The organism is Psychrobacter sp. CoH-33_TS_01 (assembly GCF_058189395.1).
Window position 1 is genome coordinate 126,178 of record NZ_JBVGQI010000008.1, and the last position, 17,252, is coordinate 143,429.

Sequence of the window (17,252 nt, forward strand, 5' to 3'; positions counted from 1 at the left end):
CTTTCCTTACCCTATTCTTTTATAATTTTTTTATTCTAAATTAGCCCTGGCAACCGACCAGCCATAAAGCCCCGCGACTCTGCTTGCTCAACTGCGGTGTGGTTAAAGGTAGCGACTGGCTATCTAGTTGGCCATGACGATTTGCCAAATCCGTTAAGCTCATGCCAGCGCTGCTCAGTAGGGCAGATAATAGCTGAAATTTCACCGCATAGTTCATGTTTTGTGCATGCTCGTGGCTCAGGCTAGAGGTCACCATACCGACGACCTCGCCTGAAGGCAGCAATAAAGGACTGCCGCTAGAGCCTGGCTGTATCGGGGCGGTAAATTGGATATAGCGGATATCATCACCAAAGCCAGTGAGGGCAGAAATGCAGCCCTGCGTGACTTGCAGTTGACTGCTGACGCCCGATAATGGAAAACCTAAAGTGGTAATTGTTTCTCCCAATATATCATCACATTGTTGGGCTAAGGGTAGGTAGGAGGGGAGCGGCTCGCTAACTCTAATGATGGCAGAGTCGCTACCGATGTCACTCAACACGACCTGGGCTTCACGATCCGTCTGACCTTGCTGTCGAATCGCAATGATAGCGGCAGACTCAACCACGTGATAGCAGGTCAATAAATGATAAGGGTCGATGGCAAAAGCTGTACCCGTCCAAGTCTCACCGGGTTCTACCTGTCTTGGTGGCCGCTGAGAGTCATTGGGCTGACTGTTTTGCTGTTGTTGGCTTTGAGCCTCTTGAATGAGCGCATGGGTATTAGGCGAGCGGGTATCTAGGCCAATCTGTACCCGCTGCTCTAAGCTGTCCAATCCTTGCGTCGAAGTCTCGCCTAGCGCCCGGCATTTAAACTGGCCATTGCGCTGATAGATCTCTAGCACGATAGCGGCTTTGACATGACGCTGCATTGATTTAAAGTCATACTGAATCGCATCATGATTAATGCTCAGACGAATACTATCTAGCTCGACCGCTGGCAAGTTGAGACTAGGCTCATGATAGACGTAAGCAATCAGTTGCAGATAGCTGACGCCTTGCTCATCAAATAACTTCGTTAAGTTGAGTTGCCAAGCGCTTGGGCTATTAGTACTGTCTAGTTTTGCCCAGTCTTTGGGCTCATGCAAGTAGGCAGGACTACAAGCGGCTTTACGACTCTCATCGAGGGGCAGCCATAACAGACCCAGCTGCTGACCAAAAGCACTTTGATTGCTCGCAGAAAAGGCTACCGAACACTGCGCATTTGAGATAACGGTATTTGCTCCTAGTACCAAAGTCGTCTTTGCGGTCATATGTGGCCTATTTATTATTATTTAAATGGATTGTATGTTGCGAGACTTTCTAAGTATTCATACTGTGCTTTCTTATTCTAGCGGATTTTGGTGGTAGGTCGCGGGTTTATTCACAGGACTATCAATAAGACTCTAGATAGGTCAGTAGCCTTGCTCATTTATACCAACTAAAGTACAGTATGATTAATAATAAAAAGGTCTGTTTATGAGTAATATCAACAAAATCCCCACATTCGGAGAACTGCTAAATGCGGGCATCCAAACAATAAAAAACCTAAGTAGTAGAAACTCTATTGGGCAAGCCGTGTTTTACCGTGAGTTTGAAAAGCTGGCACAAATTATACCTGAGCACAAATCGTTCATTTATGTGAGTAATCATGATATTCGTAATGAGTGTCACGCAGGCACCCCTTGCTATGACGAATTGATGGCTCTGGTATTGCTATGTTTATCCGCTATAGGGCTAGTAAAAGAAAACCGCTTTAGCTTTTCTCCTAACCTCACTCAAAACTTTGCGAACTTTATTACTTTTGATGAGAAAGTGACGCCTAAGAACTTACTAAGAATAGACCCATTTGGCAAAATATATTTTTGGATGACAGGAGATAATTTCACAAAATATATTAACGAGGGTATTCCTAATAGTGACTTTATCGCTGATTTAAGCCGACTGGAACATAAAGCTTTTGCTGATTTAAAAAAGGCTAATGTCGCAGCATATGGTAAAAATGGCGATCCTTTAATCAATCATCTGATTGAAGAGTCTATGCGCCGAACCTCTATCTTTATGAATAACTATGCGGATGCTACGGTCGCTAGTGACTATGTCAAAGTGACGCCAGACATGATTATGGTGCAGTTGGAAAGCTTATCACCGCTGCAATTTGAATGGTTCTGCCTCAAGCTAGTCGAGCGCTCTTTAGAGATTGAAAGCCCAGAGAGTAATCTGACAGCACGGCATACTGGCCGCTCTAATGACAATGGCATCGACGGATTAATCAGCCAAGACTATCCCAATGGAGAGGTGCATACCTACTATATTCAAGCCAAGCTGTATAGTGCGGGCAATAATATCTCTAACGGTGAGCTGCGCAACTTTATTGGCGCTTTACCGCCACAGAAAACTACTCATCACGGTATATTTATCACTACCACTAGCTTTACGAAGCCGGCAAAAGATTATGCTGAGTCTATAAATTCGCACAGTCTCATGCTTATTGATCAAATTAGCTTAATTGAACTAATGATGCAGAATAAGGTAGGGCTAAAGGAAGTTAGTGCTAGGCCAAAGCTAGTATTAGACAGTGATTTTTTTGCGAAGTTGAAGAACTATTAAGCGTTTTACAGGGGTGTTCAGGATTTTTATTCTGTCAGCATCCCTTATCGTAAGGTATAGAAAGAAAAAACCAATTTATATCGTAGCTATTAACCGTTACCATAAGGGCTAGATTTCCTCTTAATATAACCGTCAATTATGATTTTTATCAACGAACACATCAGCCTCGAAGACAGTGAAGTCGATACTAGCGCCATTCGCGCTCAAGGTGCCGGCGGGCAGAATGTCAACAAAGTCTCCTCGGCGATTCATTTACGCTTTGATATCCATGCCTCAAGTCTCAGCGACCTGCATAAACAACGCTTGCTAGACAGCAATGACAGTCGCATTACAAAAGAAGGCGTGCTTATCATCAAGGCGCAGCAATTTCGTACGCAAGAGAAGAATAAAGATGATGCTTTTAAGCGCCTGCAAGAGTTTATCACTAAGGCTATCCACGTGAATCCGACTCGACGACCCACTAAACCTAGCAGAAATGCTCGACGCAAGCGGGTGGATGAAAAGACTCAACGGGGCAGGACTAAGTCTTTACGGGGTAAGGTGGATTATTGATGAGGTTAAAGATAGTATTAGAGGTCGAGTTTTTTAACCGAAGAAGTATTTCATGAAGTGGGAGTTTAGTCTAACTGGCCTTATTCTTCGTTCGTTGAATGACTCTTTTAAGCAGTGGGATATCCACGTTTGATATATTGTTTTTGATGGGAGTATCTGTATCTACGCATACGGTGTGATGCCAGTCTTAAGGTGTATTCCTCTATGGCGCATCCATAGTGTTAGTCCTATTAGCGTTCATGCTATAAGCCACCAAGAGACTATTAAATAAGATGATAAATAGCTGTCTGATAAGGGATTTCATGTGCTTTACCATCAATATAATCAGCGACTGGTTTTATTAAAATAAATAATATCTATTCTCAGGAAAATATTAGACTATAAACTAGGAGGACGTAATAGCTAATTTTTATTTTTATATTACTTGTATTCTCATAAACAGTTAGTTTTACTCTATTCGTTTATAGACTCTATTAGGTATTAAAGACTCCTGACCAAGTAGCCTCATTTTTCTTTGATATATTATATAGTTAATTTTAGCTAAATCTTTATTTCCAGTTAAGTAATAGCTGTCTGCGATATTTAAGTATGCAACTATTCGTTCAGGATTAGCTTTGATAACTTTTATTAGAGTAGAAATTGAATCTTCATAGCGTTTTAATTTGCTTAGATAGACAGCAAAGTTATTTGCTTCGTTAATGTTAGAGAGGTTGATATTGGAGTATTCACATTGAAAAAGATCAATTAGACCGTCAATCTCCTTTTCTGAATTTGCATTTTTTAAGTTGTGAGATAGAGAAAAGCTATATCCTTCACTTTGTGAGCTTTCGTAAGGAATCCATACTGGATAATTACTTAAATAATCCCATTCACCTGAACAAAATAAACTTTCACCTTTGGTATTAAAAACAACAGAGTTATTGGTTTCATCAATAATTACACATTCAGATGATGTTTCAGAGGGAAAGCCATCCATTTTGACATCAAAAGTATATAATACGAAACGGAATTTATACTCGCCATGATTATAGGTAGATTGACGTTCAATATTTTTTCTATTATAGAATGCGTGCTTATCTACTATTTCTCCATTACACATATGGAGATTTTCTTCATTAGTTTCTGTATTTTTGCCGAGAGATATCGAGCAGCTAGAAATAACCAAGCTTATAGAAATGATTGCAAAATTCGTTCTATTACTAAATATCATTAAACGCATCCTTCATTTTCCTATATCTGTTTTTGGCGTCGGTCATCCTTCTATTTTTGCCATAATGCTCAATTATTATCTTCTCGTAATTCCCTCTACTAGAACCCCAGTCTTCTGGGTTCTTACTAATACTGGGGTGGTCTCTAAAGAATACCCCTAAGGATTTACCAAAATCCTTAGCGACGTATGCAGGTCTATTAATAGAGTGGTCAAGAACAGTAGCTCGGCCTAAATACCCTTGAATATAAGTTTTTATAGGATAAGGGTATTTGCCGCTACTGGGTTTTAAGGGTTTTGGACTAATTGCTCGTCGAAGCCTTTTAATTAAATCTTCAATTTGAAGCCTAACATACTTAGGATGAATAACAGCCTCAATCATGGATTCTATTGGTGAAGAAGAAACTGTTTTTTTAAAATTGGTTTTATTACTTCCTTTTCTTATAAGTGACTTTAATTTCTTTCCTTGCATGCCTTGGTATGAGACTCTTGCATTAGAACCATTCCCAGTTACCTCCCATCCACAATTAGAGAACAAAGATTTAAATAAATCAGGATTTTTAATTTTAAAATCAGACATTTGTGTAGCTAGCTCACCTCCGTTTCTACTATTAATAGTTTTTTGCATAGCACCAGCAGTGATAATTTCACTATCATACGATTGTACGGAATCAAGTTTTCCTTCATTAGGAGATACTACTTTAAGTATCATCTTTTCATCTCTAGTAAGTGCACCATTTTCAATCAATTCATCCCATTTCCCATAACCAGATAGTGGGGTTTTTCCCCAATAGACTGGTCCATAGTGGGTTTTCCATCTAGTTACTTTTACTTTCCCTCTATATTTTAAACCACATGAAGATTTTGGCTCTATCTTTTCATCTACTTCTGGCTCGCTTTCCCTAGTCTCTGTCTTCTTGATATGCACAGGTACTTTAACGGTTTTATCATGCTTCATGCGTGTGATAACAAGATTGAACTCTTTTAATAAAGTGCCATTAGGTCTGAAAATGTTGATGCCCAACTCATCTCCAATAAAACTACTTATATTGAAAATACTATCTTTATCTATATCTTGATATATGGTTTCTTTAAAACGATAATATTTTGATGTGAGCCTAAACTTAGCATTTGGATATTTCTTATTGCCCTCTTTATCAAAGATTCTTAGGGTGATTTTGCTACAATATTTTTCTAGTGGATGCTTAAGTTTAATACTGTATGTGATATGAGCAGTAATCTTATAGCTTGAGTGAACTTCAAAGGTATCGCTTGGCATCAGAGGTTTAATATCGACTATCCGATTAGGGCTCGAATATAGTTCTACTAAGCCAGTCTTATCTGTATATTTGACATCTGACTGAAGGTTGCTATTCTTATAGGCTGTTTTTAAAGGAAAGTTCGGCATAGGCTTTCCGTTACTGTCAGTCACCTGGGCATAAAAAATGATTAGATTAGATGTATTTGATGAATATTCCTCTTCTTTATAGCCAACGCCAATGATGATTGGTTGAGTGTTACCGTCCTTACTATTAATGAAGCAATTGTGTTCATAGTTACTATCAGGTGTGATAATGTCGATACCAATATCTGAGTTAGGAGAGGCGGGGAAGCTAATAGTACCCGCCGCAGTAGTAGTTCTTATCATCGTTGCGTGTGGACGGTTTTTAGGATAAGTTCGGACTTTGAAGTTGGCAAGTGGTTTCCGATTCCTATCTCTCACATAAAGGGCGACGGTAACTAAGTTAGGCATCCTTCTTTTCCTCATCATCTTCGTCATAAAAATCTACAGTGTCTTTATCTCTATAGAATCCCTCAGCATAGTCAGGCTCTATGCCGTTTAGGCTGTCTTCTTCTCCATATTCGTCTTCTCGTAACTCCTCTTCAATGTCTACTATCTCATTCAAGAACAATAGTGCAGTGACGTCTTTGGGTGTTTCAGTGTAGAAGCGTTCTGATGTATCTTTGTCTGGTTTGATTAGGTAAGACTGTTTTATGACGTTTTCAGTCTTATTATCTATGACGAAGAGCTGTTTCATCATTCGATTATCTGTTTCGAACTCTTCAACGATATCTTTCAAGAACTCGTAGTTAATTTTCTGGCTATAACTAGTTGGTTCTGAGCTAGGCAAACTCAAAACAGGCGTAAAAACCCGAGCCCCACCAACCAAACTCTTCTTAACCGCCTTAACCTTAATAGTCCCCGGACACACCAACTTCACGCCACTGCTATCAATCGTGATAGAAGCCCCACCACTCGTTTGCAGCTTAATGCGTTCAGGACTGGTCAAATGCACCTCGCCAGACTCACTACCAATCGTCATCGATTGCTGAGCGTTGAGTTGCAGCTCGCCCCCTTGTGCCTGAACCGCTAGCGCCTCTCTATTAGCACTCACATGAAAGCCTGACTTCGCTGCTTGACCCCCCACGCCAGATAGCGATTCAATCTTATCGGCTAGCAGCTGATAATTACCCGCCACAGAATCCGACTGCGTACCGCCTGACTGACGAATGATTGTCTTCGCCGACCACAGTGTACGAACGCCCGATGCCAATACACTATCGCGGCTTACTAGCATCACATCGGGTGCGCCTAATACTTCGGTACTTAATGCTTCATCGATAATCTGCGCAGTCTTCTCAAATGCTTGAAGCGTCTCATCCACCTTCTGCTGCGACTGCAGATGTGCTTGCTTAGCTTCCATTAGCGTATTAGATAGCTCATGGCTCAAATTTAACTGACGCTGGCCGGGGTCATTGACCAAAGCCGAATCATGCTGAGCTTGGCTATGACGGATGCCAAAGGTCGATAGCAGCACGCCCTCATTACCCATCACTTGCATACCATGATCACTAGCGGCTCTAAAACCTGCACCACTATCACTCGATTGATGATTACCAAATCGATGTCTCATTACCCCAAGCTCAAGCAGATGCTCACTAGGGGCGAATACGCCTTTAGCAGCCACAGTAGGGGATTCGGCATTAGCACGACTGCCCGTATTCACCGACCACTGCATACCGACTTTGTTGGAGGTATCGTCAAACAGCAGTGCCGTCTCGCTAGTATTAGTAAGTCCAAACTGACTGATACCCGAAACCCAACCGGCATGCGTATCATCGCCTTCTATTTCTGACGCACCCATAGCACCGCCATGCCATCTAGGGGATGCGCCCCCTTGTAAGTTATAGCGATGCGATTGGCCACCCTCCTGATGAGTCACATCATGCTCATCAACATCGCCCATACCAATACCGTCATAGAGACTGCGGCAGATCACCGGACTGTCGACATCACCATACCAATGTGAGAGTAGTACGGCTTGACCTTGTCTAGGGGCAAACTGCCAACCGTGCGTTGCTCCCGATGACAGCTGCAGCGATCGTAGCGCTGGGGTTGCGTCACTGGCTGAGTCGTTAGCTCCTGACCAAACAGGGGTAGTGACAACCTCATGAAGTCCTGACTCGGTGACCGTGGACGCATAGCTTGGATTAGCTTGTTTACCGGTTCGCGCTTGGGTTAAACCGTGATAGATGGCCTGTGCCCAAGCTAATGAACTGGGGTAAGGACAATAGGGTAGGGCGCTATCTAACAACTGAGCTGTCACCCAGACACCAGTGTTCCGAGCAACCTCACAGCTTTGAAGGGGAGCACCAAGGTCCACTAGCCAATCACGGATTTGAGTTTGATGATGGTAAGAGACGCTATCGCTAGCGGGCTCAATACCGATAACCTGCGCTGCTAGACAATAGGCCTCGACGCTACCGATAGAAGGCAGGTCGGTGATAACCACGGGAGAGCCACTTACTAACCCCCGCATGGATCCGGAGGCTTGCCAATGGTCACGGTGACAGCCATTGGCCATAACATACTGTTGGGCCAAGCGATCGGCGTCTGCCTCACTAGTCGCTCGAGAGGGAGTGGCAATAAGGGTAGTGCTGCCCTCGATGCTAAGCGACGACTCATCAAAGGCGTGGCCTTCATAAACGCAATCTGCCGCCATGCCATCGGCACGGATCACTACCGTCTGGCTACCGAGCTGCTGGGAGATCGGTTGTAATTCGCGAACAGTATCTTGACCGGACTGAACTGAGGTGTGTGCATAGGCGTATCTAAGGGGTTGAAGATTAAGCTCATCCAATTGGTTTATAAGCATCCAATAGCCCAAAGTGTCGACAGTCTCGTTACTGTCTTGATAGCCTCTGTCTTGAGAGCCTCTGTCCTGTGACTCACTAGCTATCCAAACGGCGCTCACGCCAATATCTGCTAAGAGTCCCATGACAAACTCCCGATCGCTGACATCATCTTGGGTACGGAACGCTAGCAGTGAATGGATAAGTTCGGAGGCATTGAGTGTCTCAGACAGCCGCCATTCAAAGTGGTAAGGCTCAAGGACGGTAGTAACAATATCTAAGGTTGATTGTTGGGTGAAGTTGCGAGTGTGAACCGACTGAGTCAGTAGCCAATCGGGTGAGACGACGACCAACTCATAGAGATGCAAGGCCCCATCTGAATGTTGATAATTAACCTCACTAATGAGGCCAGTTCGACCCGTTGAGCTGTGAGTAGCAGACAAAGTAGATAGCCGAACATATGTTCCCAATATTTCGACACAGGACTCAGGTGGCAATATTGTCTGACTGTAGGTTAGTACTCGAAATTGAGTGGGTTGATTTAGGCAAGAATGATGAATAAAAGCTAAGGGGAGTAGCCTTGGTAAGCCGCTAAGGCTAGGATTCATGGTGAGTTGATGAAGACGATGGGCTTGAGAGGGCATAAGCAAAGTTCCCCTGGCCGCAGCCTAAAAGTCAGGAACGGAAGTCAAAATGAATTATTATAAATTAGTTTTAATTAATTATTAGATAAGAAAAATTATAGAGATTATTGAAATATTGTCAAGTATCTGTATAATCAAACTTAAAATAATCGTCTAAAGTAGGTTAATTTTTAGGCCTATTTCATAACTTTTACTAAAAAAATTGGTATGTGGTCTTCACGATTATTTAGAATTTCATGGACTTATTTAATAAGAGAGGCGAGCTTAACTATTGTGTCATTTATAACAATAAACAAAATTAGGCAGGACTAGCTGCTAACAAATAAAGATAAGAGACTTCTGAGCAAGCTTTGCTTTTGACTTTTTTGATTACCTTAGATGGAATACTGGATACTTATGATTCACACCTTAATTAATCGATCGATATCCCCTAGCTTTCTACCCTCTAGCTTACTAATAGTGACTTGCAGCGCTTGTCTATTATTAACAGGCTGCCAATCAGGACCAAAAGCAGAAACTTCAGTATTGGCCATCGAGCCTTTGCCCCAGTACGTTCCTCCCGCTGAACTTAGCGCACCCTCAGTGGGAGGTTTATTGCTAGGGGAAGCTGTAGTGGATGAAAAGAGCGATGATTGGAGTGCCGAGCAATGGGTAGATATTGCCACGAGTCTCTATCAGGAACAGCATTATGCGCGGGCATTGAGGGCAGCCAATATAGCGCTAGATATCGACGAAGCGTTATTGCCAGCACGTCAGATCGCTTTATTAGCCACTATTAAAATTATGCAAAATAATAGCCATGCTTTTCATAAAAACAAAGCAATGAGCGCCGATGACAAAGCGGACTTAAAGCAGTCACTCACTGTGATGACTAGCCTAATTAATACGCAAAAAGTGGCATTAACAGACTAAAGCTATGCAAGGTTTTTATAAAAATAATTGAGAAATAGAGGGAGTAGTGGTTTGGTTAAAGCAGCAGTTACTGGCATGTTGATTATGCTTGGGGCATTAAGTGGCGCTCATGCAGAACTAACAATTCAAGAAAAGGACCCTGGGGCAAGCATTACCAATAGATACGCGCTGCTACTAGATGCTGACCCTACTTCAGTGGAACTGCATCAATTAGTTGCCGATTTGAATCAGCGGGTGACTAATAACCCGAAGGATGCCTTGGCATGGGAAATATTGGCGCAGATTTATGATCATAATGGCTATGAGCTGTATGCACTCTACGCCGCTAGTGAGGCCATAGAGCAGGGTTCTAGTACGAGCAAACTTGAAAAGATATTGCTCGATAACAGCGCTAGTGTCGCTGAACAGCAATTGCGCTCGGGCTACCTAAGTCCTGACGTTGATGCCGAATTTTTTCAAGAGTATCAGTTCGCGATAAGCAAGATGTATGGTGATGTCTATGGCTTTAACTATGACGAGTCCTTGCCAAAACCGCCAGTCGTCCGTGCCAGAGTTAATAAGAGAGCGGTAAAACGGCGAAATACTTCCAGCTCTCGACGCAGCAGTACTAGAAAACCTCGTACTGTCAGAACCACTGCAGCTACCCCTCGTAGGCGAACGCCTGCAAAACCTAGAGCTAGAGCTAGAGTTAAACCACCTGTAGTAAGACCAAAGCCGCAGGCGAGACGGCCTGTAGCAAAACCTGCTGCCAGTCGGAGACGCTCTAGCTCTGGCGATCCCTTTAAGATATTGCGGTGAGGCTAGTAAGAAAAATACGTATTACTCATTCTATTTACCTTTAAATCCATTAGCGCAAAACAACCATTACTTAGGGGACGACTATGGCCAGACAAGATAGCGTACAAAAAAAATTAGCGAAAGTTCGCGCACCCAGAGTGCATTTGACTTATGACGTAGAGATTGGGGACGCTATTGAGACCAAGGAGATTCCTTTTGTAGTCGGGGTGTTGGGGGAGTTCTCAGGTGACTCGACCCTTGAGCAACCGCGATTAAAAGATAAGAAGTTCGTCGAAGTAGATTTAGATACCTTTGATGAAGTGATGTCTGGCTTGGCACCACGAGCGACGTTTCGAGTCGATAATGAATTGAGTGAGAAGGCAGGAGAGTTTGCGGTAGATCTAGCCTTTAATAGCATCGATGACTTCCGCCCAGAAGCGGTAGCGAATCAAGTTGAGCCCTTGCGACAGCTGGTTGAGGCGCGAGATCGCTTAGCCGACTTGCGAAATAAAATATCTGCCAATGAAAAGCTAGAAGATTTATTGGACGATGTCTTAAAAAATACTGAGCAAGTCAAACAAATGGCAGAACAGAATTTAAGCGATAGCGAGGAGTAAGGTATGAATGCCCAAGCCCAACAGAGCACCGAAACCACTGAAAGTTATGACTTGCTGGAGGAGATTGTCAATGAAAGTAATATTGCCAAATCTGATGACGAAAAAATCCGTGCTAAGCACCAGATTGCAGAACTGGCCAATGAAGTCATGCAAGGTACGGTCACTATTTCTGACAATTTAGCGGCGTCTATTGACAGTCGTATCGCTCAAATAGATGCTCTGATATCGAAGCAGCTCAGTACTATTATGCATGCCCCTGAGTTTCAAAAGCTTGAGTCCAGCTGGCGCGGCTTGCACTACCTATGTAGTCAGACTCCGTCAGAGTCAATGTTAAAAATCCGTATGCTCAATACGAACAAACGCGAACTGACGAAGGATTTTCAGTCATCGATCGACTTTGACCAAAGTACGCTATTCAAAAAGATTTATGAAGAGGAGTTTGGCAGCTTTGGGGGTGAGCCTTATGCAGCCTTAGTGGGTGACTTTGAGTTTACTAGACAAAATGCGGATATGTATTTGCTTGAGCAACTCTCCCACGTTGCGGCAGCGGCCCATGCGCCATTTGTCTCCGCAGCTTCTGCGGAAATGTTTGGTCTAGAGACCTTTACGGATATTGGTCGTCCCCGTGACTTGTCCAAAATATTTGAGACGGCGGAGTATATTCGCTGGCGAGCTTTTCGTCAGTCAGAAGATGCCCGTTATGTCGCCCTAACGGTCCCACGCTTCCTAGGCCGACTTCCTTATAACCCTAAAGATGGGACGGTCGTTGAAGGCTTTAATTTCATTGAGGATGTTTCAGGGGCGGATCATTGCGATTATCTCTGGGTGAATGCGGCTTATGCCTTTGCCTCTCGTTTGACGTCAGCCTTTTCAGATTATCGCTGGTGTGCAGCTATCCGTGGTGTAGAAGGTGGTGGGTTGGTCGAAGGGTTGCCAGTGCATACTTTTAAGACCGATGAAGGGGATTTGGCACTGAAATGCCCAACAGAGATTTCGATTACCGATCGCCGCGAAAAAGAACTGAGCGATTTAGGATTCATTCCTTTAGTCCATTGTAAAAATACTAATTATGCGGCGTTCTTTGGCGCACAATCCGTTCAGAAAGCCAAGACTTATCAGAATGACGATGCCAATGCCAATGCAGTGCTCTCTACCCAACTGCAGTACATTATGGCGGTCTCACGAATTGCCCATTACTTAAAGGCCATGATGCGCGACAAAGTCGGTAGTTTTTTGGCGGCAGGTAATGTCGAAGCCTTTTTGAATGATTGGATATCCCGCTATGTCTTGTTAGATGATGGCGCCTCACAAGAAGCTAAAGCTCAGTACCCACTGCGCGAAGCTTCTGTTCAAGTTGTAGAAGTTCCCGGTAAGCCTGGGGTCTACAAGTCTGTGGTCTTTTTACGACCACATTTTCAGCTAGACGAATTGTCTGTTTCTTTGCGGCTAGTCACTCAGCTACCGCAGTCCAGTAACAGCTAATCGATAGCAACCTGTAAGGCTAAACTTAATCCACTAATAAAAGGTGCATGGTATGAAGGATATTTATATTCAGTTTCGCGGTAAATATAAGATTGATGGCGAGTCTCGAGATAGCGAGCATAGAGGCTGGCTGGAGGTCAATACTTGGGATCATTTAATTCGCCAACCTAAATCAGCTACTGCGAGTAGTGTGGGTGGTCATACCTCTGAGCGTTGCGAACATGCTGACATGACGTTTATGAAAGACTTGGATTCTACCAGTCCAAAACTTTGGGAAGCGTGTTCGGCAGGGTATACCTTTGATGAGGTCCAAGTCGACTTCTATCGTGCCAATGGTGACAAACGGGTTAAGTATCTTGAAGTTAAACTCAAGCATGCCCTGATTGCCGCTGTAGAGCCATCAGTAGAAGAAGAAGGTGTCCCGACAGAAGTCTTCGGTATTAAGTACGCTGCTGTAGAGTGGACGTATACCCAACAAGATATCGATGGGTCAGCGAAAGGCGCAGTGACGAAAAAATGGTCATTAGCGAATAATACTGCGACTTACACCGCTTAACTAAAGCGGATAAGAATGATGAGAGTCTCTGATTGTTTCACTTTACTTTATAAGAAAGGTTTGTAGGTAGGCCTTTCTTTTTCTAATTTAATTGCCGTAGTTTATTTCTATTCTCGTTATATCACCTTGGCCTTAGAGCGTTAGTTTTAAGAGTTAGCACCCATTTGATTACATTTTTGATTACATTCATTGTCTAGGAGCTCTAGAGTCATGAATTTTGGTGTCAAAGACCTTGGCTTTCGTCCCAATTTGTTTGAGCAGCTATTTGACGACAGTCCGCAGCAAGTAGGAGATCAGCTATTGATTCGTCGGCTCAATATCGATGAGTTAAAAACCTCAGTTGCTCGCGACTTAGAAGCCTTGCTCAACACCCGTTCGGTAGTTGGCAAACGCGTTGAAAAATTTGAGCTAGTACGGTCTTCCATATTAAATTTTGGGATTCTGGATTTCGTTGGGTTAAGTAGTGCTAATCCAATGGACTGTGACTACATCTGTCGGCAGATTGCCAGCACAGTAGAGCAGCAGGACTCTCGGCTAAAAAATGTTCGAGTCAGTTTGGATATTGGCGCGGTAGAAGTTAATCAACTGTGCTTTTCTATTGAAGCGTTACTCAAAGTCTATCCGGCCCAAGAGTTGGTCAGTTTTGATGCTTTTTTTGAACCGAGCTCACAGCGCTATCAAGTGAAGTAGCTATTACTGTAAACCTTATCAATTTAAACCAAAATAATTCAAACCAAAATAATGTAAACCTAAATAGCTTGAAACGTCAGTCGCTTAAAACGTAAGTTACTAAAAACGTCAGTCATAACCAATAAAAAATGCCCTTTTTAGAACGACCAATATTGAACCACTTAGAGGCAATATGGACAGTCTACTCCCATACTTTGAACATGAGCTCAGCCTATTTAATAAGCAGTCCAAAGAATTTGCTAAAAAATACCCCAAAATCGCAAATCGTTTATTAATGGCGCATGATACGGTGGAAGACCCTCATATTGAGCGGTTGATCCAAGCGTTCTCACTCATTAGCGCTCGTATTAATAAGAAATTAGATGACTCCTATGCTGACTTTACAGAGTCGTTATTAGAAGTCGTCTATCCCGATTACCTCAAGCCTTTTCCCTCAGTCTCGATCGCGCAATTTAACTTAGGCGTGCAAGCTAGCGCGTTAAGTGCCCCTGTCGAAATGCCCGTTCGTAGTGAGTTTGCGACGCAAAAAGTGAATGGTATAGCCTGTAAATTTCAGTCGACGCAAGCGGTAGCCCTCATGCCGCTCCAGATGGAGAGTGTGAGTTTTGAGACAGGCCAAGAAGTCTATGATCATCAGTATGGCTACCTGAATGGCTGTATTAGTATCAAGGTTAAGGGCCTTAACGCCAGCTTTGATTATCAAGCCCTATTACAATACCCCTTAGACCTATATATCGACGAGGATGCTAGTCAAGGAACGAGTCTTTGGGACTTGTTATGTTGTGATATCAAGCAGACCCATATCTGCGGTGAGCAAACCAAAAAGATGGTCGGCAGTCCCTTTGAGTTAGTAGGCTTTGCTACTGAACAGCAAGTGTTGCCTAATCAGCGGGTGAGCAATGCAGCAGCCAGTCTATTAAAAGAGTATTTCTACTTCCCCGAAAAGTTCAATTTCCTACGTTTAGATTTGGGTAAAGTCTGCCCGGATCTAGCAATCAACGCGTCGGGATTTGAGATTCGATGCTATTTTAAGTTTGATAAAAAAAACACCATTCGCTTAAAAAATCTTCAACAGCTGAGCATTAGCAGTATCAAACTATTTTGCACGCCCGTCGTTAATCTTTTCAAATTAGCCGCTAAACCTATCCAAGTGAGCCACAGGTCAGTCTATTACGATTTGGTCCCAGACACACGGGCACCGTATCATCACGAAATCTATGATGTCCTCAAAGTAATCGAGTCCAAACAAAACAACAACCGGTTAATCCAACGGGACTACCACCCTTTTTATGCCCTCAATCACTATGAGCAGCAAGATGAAGGCCGCTATTATCATATTAAACGAGATAAAGACTTAGCCGAATTTAAGCAGGGGTTTGACTATCAAATCCTGTTTGTAGAAAAGCATCGAGAGGACTTGGGCGGCTCGACCAGTATGAGCATAGCTTTGCAGTGCACCAATAGAGACTTGCCTTCTCAGATTGTATTTGGCCAAAATCGAGGTGATCTCTTTGCTGAGGGTATGAGCAGTTTTGGTAGCCTGTCTTTGCTCAAACAACCTACTCGAACCGCTAGGTTTGACTATACCGGTGAGGAACGTTGGCGCCTAATTTCACTAATCAGCTTAAACTTTTTATCGCTTGCTGCGCAAGATGCCGAATTGATGAAAGAGTACCTGTCACTCTATGACATCACGCAATCCGCCGCAAACAAACAGCTGGTCGAGGGGATAGTGTCCATCACCACGAGTATTAAAGCCAGACGCATTCAGCGCTCACCGCAACCGGGATTTGTTCGCGGGACGGTTGTCAATATCGCCATTAACCAAAAGCAGTTTTCCGGAGTGAGTATTCGGCAATTTACCTATTTACTGGCATTTGTCTTTGGCTATCACGCCAGTTTGAATAGCTTCGTTGAAGTGGTGATTTCTGATGCAACGACTAAAAAGGAGGTGTTCCGGTGTCAACCGCGCAGTGGTCTCAGTCCTCTTATCTAAGCGAATTAATAGCCCAACCACAAAGCTATGAGCTGCTGCAAGCAGTTCGCTTGCTGTATCACGAAAATAGCTTAGGTCATCAGCCCCTTAAGGTGCGCTATCGAGCTTCTTTGTCCTTAGCTTTTCCCCTAGCCGAAATTGAGTCGATGACTCTAGCATGGCAAGAAGGTCGCGACGCTTCGCTAAAAGCAGGCGGGCAAGAAGATACAGCCATTATGCAAAAGCTAGGACTAGGAAGTAAGCCAAAATCAACACATTCGGTAAATTACAGGCCTAGACAGGTCGAGTTATATCCAGCCGTGATAGGCCTGACTGGTCCATTGTCAGCACTACCAGCGTTATATACCGATTACTTGGCTTCACGAGTGACTCATGCCAAAGATAAGGCCGCTCCGGAGTTTCTGGACCTATTTAATCACCGTCTGACAGAGCTGTATGTGGCGTCTAGCTGGTTTTATAACCTGCCATTACAGTATGAACTCGACAGCAATAAAGACAACTATTTGCTGTGCCTGCGCGCGCTTGCCAGACAACCCAAAAAACTGACGGCCATCGATAGTCTCATTGCCTATGCTGGGATGATCGCACCGGGACGTCTGACCGCCGACCAGTTGTCACAGGTATTGAGCAACTTTTTAGACATTAAGGTGAGTGTGGAGCAGTTTGTCCCGGAATGGTTTAGTTTGCCAGATGAGGAGCAGTCAGCCCTAGGCGGTGAGTTTGCCGCACTTGGGGTCTCGGCTTTCTGTGGAGAGCGGGTCGTCCAGTTCGACAGTAAAATTCGTGTGGTGTTTCACTGTTTAGATAATGATCGCTACTTAAGATTGCTACCTGCAGGCGATATGTACCAAGTTATCGTCGATTTTATCCGGAAATGGTGCGGAGTCAGCTTGGCGGTAGAAATACAACTGGAGCTCGACAAAGCGCATATTAAGTCATTGTCGTTGTCTGAAGATAGTTTTGGCAGTTTGGGACGAGGCGGGTTTTTATTGACTGCCCCTGCTAAGTCGCATCATAGCGACACACGCTTTGCGCTACCCATTCAATAAATCTTGACGCTA

Annotated in this window: 14 protein-coding genes; 10 read left to right on the top strand and 4 right to left on the bottom strand. The window is 43.6% G+C overall.

Features of this window, described 5'->3' with window-relative positions; all coding sequences use genetic code 11:
- Positions 1-40: 40 nt before the first annotated feature.
- Complete coding sequence (locus ACZ2XM_RS12420; protein WP_490588991.1) at positions 41-1,288, bottom strand: S1 family peptidase; 1,248 nt, start codon at positions 1,286-1,288, stop codon at positions 41-43.
- Positions 1,289-1,493: 205 nt separating this feature from the next.
- Here ACZ2XM_RS12420 and ACZ2XM_RS12425 point away from each other — a divergent pair, with 205 nt between their 5' ends.
- Together ACZ2XM_RS12425 and arfB are read left to right on the top strand one after the other, a co-directional pair.
- The gene (locus tag ACZ2XM_RS12425) at positions 1,494-2,624 is read left to right on the top strand and encodes a restriction endonuclease (protein WP_490588990.1); all 1,131 of its coding nucleotides are present in this window, start codon (positions 1,494-1,496) and stop codon (positions 2,622-2,624) included.
- Positions 2,625-2,762: 138 nt separating this feature from the next.
- Positions 2,763-3,176 (top strand): alternative ribosome rescue aminoacyl-tRNA hydrolase ArfB, encoded by a 414-nt coding sequence (gene arfB / locus ACZ2XM_RS12430; RefSeq protein ID WP_490588989.1) that lies wholly within the window; start codon positions 2,763-2,765, stop codon positions 3,174-3,176.
- Between the two features lie 448 nt (positions 3,177-3,624).
- Here arfB and ACZ2XM_RS12435 read toward each other — a convergent pair whose 3' ends face one another.
- Genes ACZ2XM_RS12435 through ACZ2XM_RS12445 form a run of 3 tightly spaced genes read right to left on the bottom strand, consistent with a single transcriptional unit; the run spans position 3,625 to position 9,161 of the window.
- Positions 3,625-4,386 carry a tetratricopeptide repeat protein gene (locus tag ACZ2XM_RS12435; RefSeq protein ID WP_490588988.1) on the bottom strand — a complete coding sequence of 254 codons (762 nt, stop codon included), beginning with the start codon at positions 4,384-4,386 and terminating at the stop codon, positions 3,625-3,627.
- The gene (locus ACZ2XM_RS12440; RefSeq protein WP_490588987.1) at positions 4,376-6,136 is read right to left on the bottom strand and encodes a hypothetical protein; all 1,761 of its coding nucleotides are present in this window, start codon (positions 6,134-6,136) and stop codon (positions 4,376-4,378) included. The genes ACZ2XM_RS12435 and ACZ2XM_RS12440 overlap by 11 nt, the downstream gene beginning before the upstream one ends.
- Positions 6,129-9,161, bottom strand: coding sequence for a DUF2345 domain-containing protein (locus ACZ2XM_RS12445; protein ID WP_490598338.1), 3,033 nt, complete (start codon positions 9,159-9,161; stop codon positions 6,129-6,131). Before ACZ2XM_RS12445 ends, ACZ2XM_RS12440 begins: the two co-directional genes overlap by 8 nt.
- Before the next feature lie 396 nt (positions 9,162-9,557).
- Between ACZ2XM_RS12445 and ACZ2XM_RS12450 the strand changes: the two genes are divergently transcribed.
- The 8 genes from ACZ2XM_RS12450 to tssG all read left to right on the top strand — a co-directional run bounded on the left by ACZ2XM_RS12450 (position 9,558) and on the right by tssG (position 17,240).
- On the top strand, positions 9,558-10,073 hold the full coding sequence (locus tag ACZ2XM_RS12450; protein WP_490588986.1) for a hypothetical protein: 516 nt from the start codon (positions 9,558-9,560) through the stop codon (positions 10,071-10,073).
- Positions 10,074-10,124: 51 nt separating this feature from the next.
- Complete coding sequence (locus ACZ2XM_RS12455; protein WP_490588985.1) at positions 10,125-10,871, top strand: hypothetical protein; 747 nt, start codon at positions 10,125-10,127, stop codon at positions 10,869-10,871.
- An 83-nt stretch (positions 10,872-10,954) separates the two neighbouring features.
- On the top strand, positions 10,955-11,467 hold the full coding sequence (tssB, locus tag ACZ2XM_RS12460) for a type VI secretion system contractile sheath small subunit (RefSeq protein ID WP_490588984.1): 513 nt from the start codon (positions 10,955-10,957) through the stop codon (positions 11,465-11,467).
- Positions 11,468-11,470: 3 nt separating this feature from the next.
- Entirely contained in the window at positions 11,471-12,949 is a 1,479-nt protein-coding gene (tssC, locus tag ACZ2XM_RS12465; protein ID WP_490588983.1) for a type VI secretion system contractile sheath large subunit, read from the top strand.
- 52 nt (positions 12,950-13,001) lie between these two features.
- Positions 13,002-13,505, top strand: coding sequence for an Hcp family type VI secretion system effector (locus ACZ2XM_RS12470; RefSeq protein WP_490588982.1), 504 nt, complete (start codon positions 13,002-13,004; stop codon positions 13,503-13,505).
- A gap of 210 nt (positions 13,506-13,715) precedes the next feature.
- Positions 13,716-14,195, top strand: a complete 480-nt coding sequence (gene tssE, locus ACZ2XM_RS12475) for a type VI secretion system baseplate subunit TssE (RefSeq protein ID WP_490588981.1) — start codon at positions 13,716-13,718, stop codon at positions 14,193-14,195.
- Positions 14,196-14,367: 172 nt separating this feature from the next.
- On the top strand, positions 14,368-16,191 hold the full coding sequence (gene tssF, locus ACZ2XM_RS12480; RefSeq protein ID WP_490588980.1) for a type VI secretion system baseplate subunit TssF: 1,824 nt from the start codon (positions 14,368-14,370) through the stop codon (positions 16,189-16,191).
- Positions 16,155-17,240: a type VI secretion system baseplate subunit TssG gene (gene tssG / locus ACZ2XM_RS12485; protein WP_490588979.1), complete on the top strand. Its 1,086-nt coding sequence runs from the start codon at positions 16,155-16,157 to the stop codon at positions 17,238-17,240. Before tssF ends, tssG begins: the two co-directional genes overlap by 37 nt.
- The last annotated feature ends 12 nt before the right edge of the window (positions 17,241-17,252 follow it).